Source organism: Neobacillus bataviensis LMG 21833, assembly GCF_000307875.1.
Taxonomy (GTDB): Bacteria; Bacillota; Bacilli; order Bacillales; family Cytobacillaceae; genus Neobacillus; species Neobacillus bataviensis.
In genome coordinates this window covers 47,007-54,486 of the sequence record NZ_AJLS01000053.1, presented here as the reverse complement: position 1 = coordinate 54,486, position 7,480 = coordinate 47,007, and the positions used below count along the sequence as shown (strand labels likewise).

The 7,480-nt window shown below is 40.3% G+C and carries 8 protein-coding genes; all 8 read right to left on the bottom strand.

What is annotated here, in order from left to right:
- Positions 1 to 100: 100 nt before the first annotated feature.
- Complete coding sequence (locus BABA_RS07865; RefSeq protein WP_007084625.1) at positions 101 to 940, bottom strand: TlyA family RNA methyltransferase; 840 nt, start codon at positions 938 to 940, stop codon at positions 101 to 103.
- 3 nt (positions 941 to 943) lie between these two features.
- Positions 944 to 2,839: a 1-deoxy-D-xylulose-5-phosphate synthase gene (gene dxs, locus BABA_RS07860; RefSeq protein WP_007084624.1), complete on the bottom strand. Its 1,896-nt coding sequence runs from the start codon at positions 2,837 to 2,839 to the stop codon at positions 944 to 946.
- Between the two features lie 128 nt (positions 2,840 to 2,967).
- Positions 2,968 to 3,861: a polyprenyl synthetase family protein gene (locus tag BABA_RS07855; RefSeq protein WP_007084623.1), complete on the bottom strand. Its 894-nt coding sequence runs from the start codon at positions 3,859 to 3,861 to the stop codon at positions 2,968 to 2,970.
- Positions 3,862 to 3,864: 3 nt separating this feature from the next.
- The gene (locus tag BABA_RS07850) at positions 3,865 to 4,095 is read right to left on the bottom strand and encodes an exodeoxyribonuclease VII small subunit (RefSeq protein ID WP_007084622.1); all 231 of its coding nucleotides are present in this window, start codon (positions 4,093 to 4,095) and stop codon (positions 3,865 to 3,867) included.
- A complete protein-coding gene (gene xseA, locus BABA_RS07845; protein WP_007084621.1) occupies positions 4,085 to 5,443 on the bottom strand; it encodes an exodeoxyribonuclease VII large subunit in 1,359 nt (452 codons plus the stop codon). The genes BABA_RS07850 and xseA overlap by 11 nt, the downstream gene beginning before the upstream one ends.
- 128 nt (positions 5,444 to 5,571) lie before the next feature.
- Positions 5,572 to 6,429 (bottom strand): bifunctional methylenetetrahydrofolate dehydrogenase/methenyltetrahydrofolate cyclohydrolase FolD, encoded by an 858-nt coding sequence (folD, locus tag BABA_RS07840; RefSeq protein WP_007084620.1) that lies wholly within the window; start codon positions 6,427 to 6,429, stop codon positions 5,572 to 5,574.
- A 36-nt stretch (positions 6,430 to 6,465) separates the two neighbouring features.
- Positions 6,466 to 6,864 carry a transcription antitermination factor NusB gene (gene nusB / locus BABA_RS07835; RefSeq protein ID WP_007084619.1) on the bottom strand — a complete coding sequence of 133 codons (399 nt, stop codon included), beginning with the start codon at positions 6,862 to 6,864 and terminating at the stop codon, positions 6,466 to 6,468.
- Between the two features lie 202 nt (positions 6,865 to 7,066).
- Positions 7,067 to 7,474 (bottom strand): Asp23/Gls24 family envelope stress response protein, encoded by a 408-nt coding sequence (locus tag BABA_RS07830; protein WP_007084618.1) that lies wholly within the window; start codon positions 7,472 to 7,474, stop codon positions 7,067 to 7,069.
- Positions 7,475 to 7,480 lie beyond the last annotated feature (6 nt).

Below are 7,480 nucleotides of genomic sequence, written 5' to 3'. Positions count from 1 at the left end.
GAGCGTAGCGATCCGATGTTGACTTATCGTAGGGAGAAGAGCGAAGTACACTAGCCGATGGCGCCTGGAGCTGGACACGTCAAAAAGGATAAGCATTTGCCTATCCTTCGGGGGTTTGTTTCGTTTTAAATTCATTATGGGATTCTTTTACGACTTCTAAAGGGCTAACAGGCAATAAATTCCTTCCTTCCTCCTGTTCCCCTTCCCATTTTAGGTGCAGTAGGTATTCAATATTTCCATCCCCGCCAGTAATCGGTGAGAAGGAAAGGTTGGCGGCACAATATCCTTGCTGAAGGGAAAAGCTAATTATTTTTTCGATAACTTGTAAATGGACCTTTTCATCCCGAACAATCCCTTTCTTACCCACTTGGTCACGTCCGGCCTCAAATTGCGGCTTGATAAGGGCGATAATATCACTTCCAGGTATTAGAAGTGTTTTTAACACCGGCAATATTAAGGTTAAGGAGATAAATGATACATCAATCGATGCAAAGTTCGGCATTTCCCCGTTTAAGTCTGCTGGTGTTACGTAGCGAAAATTAGTTCTTTCCATTACCACGACACGGTCGTCCTGCCTCAATTTCCAAGCTAGCTGATTGTAACCGACATCAAGGGCATAGGACATTTTCGCCCCATTTTGGAGGGCACAATCAGTAAACCCGCCAGTTGAAGCACCGATGTCTAGTAGGATCTTATCCTGGACATTTACATCAAACACCTTTAACGCCTTTTCAAGCTTTAAACCCCCGCGGCTGACATACGGGAGCATCTTTCCTTTAATATTTAACGGAATATCGATTTTAACCTTTTCACCCGGTTTATCTAAACGCTCTTCATTTGTATAAACCAACCCTGCCATAATCGCTCGTTTAGCTTTTTCTCGCGTCTCAATTAAACCTCGCTCCACGAGTAACACATCTACTCTTTCTTTATTTTTCATTGTTTAAGCCCTTTGCTGTTTTTTCCTTGCCAGAGTGGAAATCCTTTTAATGACTGCATCTGTCGTTAAGCCAATCTCTTCAAGCAAGGAGCCTACATCCCCATGCTCAATAAATTGGTCGGGGATTCCAATTCGGTCAATTTGTGCCTGATAAAAACTATGGTCATGAGCGAATTCTAGAACAGCACTTCCAAATCCGCCCTGTAAAACTGCTTCCTCAATGGTGAGAAGCGGGATATTTATTTCTAGAAGGCTAATCAGCATTTTTTCATCAAGAGGCTTGATAAAACGGGCATTTACAACCCTTACCGAAATTCCCTTTTTTTCAAGTGCCATTGCTGCTTCTAATGCCATTGGAATGGTAGTACCAAAGGTTAAAATGGCTGCATCATCACCGTCTTTTAAAACCTCCCATTTACCAATAGGGATGGCCTTTAATTCCTTATCCATTGGGACACCTAGCCCGTTACCACGCGGAAATCTCAGCGCAATTGGACCATCATCATAATTCAAGGCGGTATACACCATATGCTGACCTTCATTTTCGTCTTTAGGCATCATTAAGACGATATTCGGTATATGCCTTAAAAAGGCAATATCAAATACACCTTGGTGTGTTTCCCCATCTGCCCCGACTAAACCAGCACGGTCAATTCCGATAAAAACATTTAAATTTTGCCGGCAGATATCATGGACAACCTGGTCATAGGCTCGTTGTAAAAACGTAGAGTAAATAGCTAAAAAAGGCTTCATGTTTTGGGTAGCTAAACCTGCCGCAACCGTCGCTGCATGCTGTTCGGCAATACCCACATCATACATTCGTTCAGGGAACTCACTGGCAAAGCCCTCAAGCTTTGAACCCACCGGCATTGCCGGAGTAATCGCTACAATTCGTTCGTCGTTTCTTGCAAGCTTTCGGACTGTTTCACTTACTAAACTGCTCCAGGCTGGCGGCTGCTTTTTAACAGGTTTAACAAAATCACCGGTATCTATTTTATATGGACCCGTTCCATGCCACGTACCTGTTTTATCACTTTCAGCCGGTTGATACCCTTTACCCTTCTTGGTAATCACATGGAGGAGGACGGGGCCTTCCGTCTTTTTAGCATAGCTGAAGTTCTCAAATAACGCGTCAAAATTATGGCCATCAATCGGGCCCAAATACGTAAAACCTAATTCTTCAAAAAACATACCTGAAACAACTAAATACTTTAGGCTATCCTTAATCCGTTCTGCAGTTGCCGCAAGCTTACCGCCAACTGCGGGTACTTTTTTCAACAACACTTCAAGTTCATCTTTCACCCATTGATATTTTCCGGCCGTACGCAATTGACCGAGAATATTATGGACGGCACCAACATTAGGAGCAATGGACATTTCATTATCATTTAATATGACGATCATATCTTTTTTCTCATGGCCAATGTGATTTAAGGCTTCTAATGCCATTCCACCTGTTAATGCACCATCACCAATCACCGGTACTACAAAGGACTTTTCCTTTTTTAAGTCTCTGGCAATGGCCATCCCCATCGCAGCTGAAAGAGATGTCGAACTGTGTCCAGTTTCCCAAACATCATGCTCGCTTTCAATCCGTTTTGGAAAACCACATAGTCCTTTAAATTGCCTTAAGGTATCAAATTCACATGCCCTGCCGGTTAATATTTTATGAACATAGGATTGATGGCCAACATCCCAAATAATTTTATCCTTTGGACTATCAAAACATTTATGTAATGCAATGGTTAATTCCACAACACCCAAATTAGGGCCAATATGGCCGCCTGTCACTGACAGTTTCTCAACTAAGAATTGGCGAATTTCCTGACTTAATGCCTCTAATTCTTTATTCGACATCCTTTTTAAAAAGGATGGGTCCTTTATTGATAATAAATCCATTTTGGACCACTCACTTTCATACATTTTGAAAAAATAGCCGCTAACACATATGTGATAACGGCATTCAAACGTTCTCTACATTGAAAACGATTATAACACACTACATTCATTACCTCAAACACCCGTAATTAGTGATCTCTTGAAGCAACTAAATCCGTTATTTCTCTTAGCAATTTTGTATTTAGTCCCGTCTTTATAAGATATTCTTCTGACAGGTTAATTTGTTTATGTAAAGCAGCCCTTGCACCTTCCAATGATAGTAATTGGGGATAAGTACTCTTATGGTTTGTAGTATCGCTGCCAACAGGCTTTCCAATTACTTGCGGATTCCCTATCAAATCAAGGATATCATCCTGTATCTGAAATGCAAGTCCAAGATGATGTGCAAAGCCCGAAAGATGGTCTAATTGGCTTTGACTGGAATCAGCCAAAATAGCTCCTGCTACCACACTAAACCTGAGCAGCTTACCCGTTTTATGAATATGTATATAATCAAGTTCCGGAAGAGTGAGATTCTTTCCTTCTCCTTCCATATCGGCAACTTGTCCGCCAACCATTCCTTCTGTTCCTGCCGCTTTTGCCATTTCAACTACTAACTTTAGTTTTGTATTAGCAGGTGCGAACTCATTTGAAAGCAAGCCTATTACTTCAAAACTATAGGTTAATAAGGCATCACCTGCTAATATTGCAATGGCATCTCCAAATACCTTATGATTGGTCGGTTTTCCTCTTCTTAAATCGTCATTATCCATACTTGGCAGGTCATCATGGATTAGAGAATAGGTATGGATCATTTCAATTGCAGCCGCAACAGGCAGTCCTTTTTTGGGATCGATTCCAAACGCGTCTAAGGTTGCAAATAGCAATAAGGGACGGATTCTTTTTCCGCCTGCTTCAAGCGAATAAATCATGGATTCCTTAATAACAGAAGGAGCATCAAGCTTTTCAACCAGTGCACGAAGCTCCGAATCTAACAGATGTTTATATTCTTGTGCAAATGCGTCCAGTAAACCGGTTTCCAAGTTTTATTCCTCCTCAATAGAAAAACTCTCCGTCCGTCCATCCTCCGTAATGATCTGCGTCAGTTGTTCTTCCACATTTTTCAATTTATCGTGACAAAGTTTTGACAGTTCCATACCATCTTTATAGAAAAGAATCGCCTCTTCCAAAGGAACGTCGCCTTCTTCAAGCTTTTCAACGATTTGTTCCAACTTCGTCATTGCTTCTTCAAACGTTATTGTATTTTCATTTGTCACTTTTTTCTCTCTCCTTTATATTCTCCACCTTACAGAATAGGCTGCCATCTGTTAATTGTATCTGGACTTGCTCATTTTCTTTAACCTGTTTCACACTTTTCAGCAGACGGTTATCTTCTGAGTAAGCCAAACTATAACCACGCTCCATTATTTTCAATGGACTCAATGCCTGTAAGGTTGAAAGGATCCGCTCGAAATCAGTTTGTTTTTTTGAAAGTATCTGCAGCATAGAGCGTTTCATGTCTTTTTGAGTACGATCAAAATTTATTTTTGCTTTGCTAAGTGCTTCGTTAGGATGGTTTCGCTGCAACCGTTTATGGAGCACCTCGTGCTGGCCTTTTTTTATGATCGATAAGCGGGACGTTCCGCGAACAAGCAATTCCGTTAATTTGTCCAGTTGTTCTAACTTTTGTTCATATAGTCGGTGGGGGTAGCGAAAAGCATACGATTTTTGCACACGATATAAGCGTTCCTTTTCAAACTGAAACTTTCCGTTCATCGCACGGAGAAGACGGGTTTGCCGCTGCAAAATCCTATCCAATAACTCATCCAAATGCGGGACGGCAAGTTCAGCAGCACCAGTTGGCGTCGGGGCACGTAAGTCCGCAACAAAATCAGCAATCGTAAAATCAGTTTCATGACCAACTGCTGAAATAATCGGGATCTTGGAGCCAAAAATAGCACGAGCCGTCAGTTCCTCATTAAAGGCCCATAGCTCCTCAATTGATCCTCCCCCGCGTCCGACGATCAAAACATCAATCTCCTTCATGTTATTTGCTTTTTCAATCGCCTTAACAATGGAAGGAGCCGCGTTATCACCTTGGACAAGCGCCGGAAACACAAGAATATTAGCGATGGGATAGCGTCTTTTGATGGTTATGATCACATCCCTAATTGCCGCACCCGTTGGTGAAGTTATGACGCCAACAGTTCTTGGATACATAGGAATGGCCTTTTTTGCTTCATGCGCAAATAAACCTTCCGCTTCTAGCCTTTGCTTTAACTGTTCGTAGGCTAAAAACAATTCACCAATCCCGTCCGGCTGCATTTCTTTTATGTAAATTTGATATTGACCGCTAGGCTCATATACAGTGATATCCCCTTTTACAATCACCTTCATTCCATTTTCCGGCGAAAATTTCATAAAGCGGGACTGCCCGGCAAACATCACGGCAAGAATTCGGGCTTTTTCATCCTTTAAGGTAAAATACATATGTCCGCTCGAATGCTGTTTGAAATTTGAAATTTCTCCTCTAACATGAATATCGCGTAAATGGGGATCGGCATCAAATTTTCTTTTTATGTATTTGGTTAGGGCATTTACAGATAGATATCTTTGCTCCTGCATCAAAAGTTCCTCTTTTCAACCAAATAGCGAAAACTGTCCTTACCTATTTTAAATGAAGTCCGCTTTTTGTGTCTTTAAAATCGACTTAAAAAGAACTTCAATCATTAAAGATAAGGACAAGAATCAGCTTATTTGCGGTCTAAAGTTTCAGCGGCCGATTTTAGCGTATTGTACATAAGCATCGTAATAGTCATTGGACCAACACCCTTTGGTACCGGAGTGATTGCCCCAGCTTTTCCAGACACTTCATCAAAAGCTACATCTCCGCAAAGCTTTCCAAACTCATTGCGGTTAATTCCAACATCAATGACAACTGCGCCATTTTTCACATGCTCCGCCTTAATAAAGTTTGGAATCCCCACAGCGGCAATAAGAATGTCCGCTTGTTTTGTATGGAATGCTAAATCTTTGGTTCTTGAGTGACAATAAGTTACCGTTGCATGCTGATTTAGGAATAATTGCCCGACAGGCTTGCCGACAATATTACTTCTACCAACAACAACAACATGCTTACCTGAAACGGAAATACCCGATTCTTCGAGTAACACCATGATTCCGTATGGAGTACATGGCAAGAAAGCATTCTGACCCGTCATCATCCTGCCAATATTAATCGGATGAAAACCATCAACATCCTTTAAAGGAGAGATGGATTCAATAACCTTTCTTTCATCGATCTGTTTTGGAAGCGGTAATTGAACTAAAATACCATGAATTTCGGGGTCAGCGTTCAATTCATCAATTTTTGCAAGTAATTTTTCCTCAGTAATCTCCTCAGGCATTTCTATTAATAAAGAGTACATACCAAGTTCTTTGCATGCTTTTTCCTTACTTTTTACATATGTCTGCGATGCATGATTATTTCCAACGAGAATAACGGCGAGTCCTGGAGTAACACCCTGACGTTTAAGTTCTTCAACCTTTTCAGCAATCTCTAATCTTTTTTTCGCAGCTATTTCCTGTCCATTAATAATTTGTGCAGTCATTGTCACTTCTCCCCTTATTCGAGAAGACCCAATCAATTATTCGGTAAGAAGCTTTTGTTTCACCTTTGAAAGAACACCATTAATAAACTTGCTTGATTGGTCATCCCCATATATTTTAGCGATTTCTATAGCTTCATCTAAAATTACATTTTCAGGAACTTCATTTCGGAAATATTTCAATTCATATGTAGCCATTCTTAAAACATTTCGATCAACAGTTGCCAATCGATCAAGAGACCACTTTTCAAGATACTGCAAGATTAATTCATCAATTTCGGTTTTTTGTTCGATTACCCCTAAAACCAGTCTCGATAGATACTCGTCACCTGCTTCCCCTTCCAAAACATGATCAATTGCATCTGATGGTTCCGTGTTACTTACATCGATTTGAAAAAGAGCCTGAAGCGCTTTTTCCCTAGCTGTTCTTCTTTTCATTATACCGTTAACTCCTTTAGATATATAAATAATATTTGTCGATTTTTCATACAAGACCTATTATTTTTGCATAATAACTTGTTTACACATAAAAAGATAATAGCATAACTAAAGGAGAATCGCACACAATGGTTGATTTTTTTATTTGCAAGGATATTAGTAAATAAGAAAAACCAAAGGAATAATCCTTTGGTTATACTTTTTAAAGCTCTGATTCAATCACAGGCTCAATCTTTTGCGCTTCGAATTGAATTCCGACAACGTGAATGTTTACCTCTTCTGCATCTAAAGCCGTCATATTTAGCAGCGCTTGACGAATATTATCTTGTATTTCGCCAGCAACATTCGGTATAGAAACGCCGAACTTCATTAAACAATATACGTCCACTTTTATTCCTGATTCAGTTAATTCAACTTTTACACCTTTACCATGGTTTTTCTTCCCCAGACGTTCGACAACACCTGCGGCAAAATTACCACGCATTCCTGCTACACCTTCTACCTCGGAAGCAGCAATACCTGCAATCACCTCAATGACTTCAGGGGCAATTTCAATTTTTCCATGTCCGTTATTTCCTTGATCCATTTCCAAGACATTAAATTCACTCATTTTATA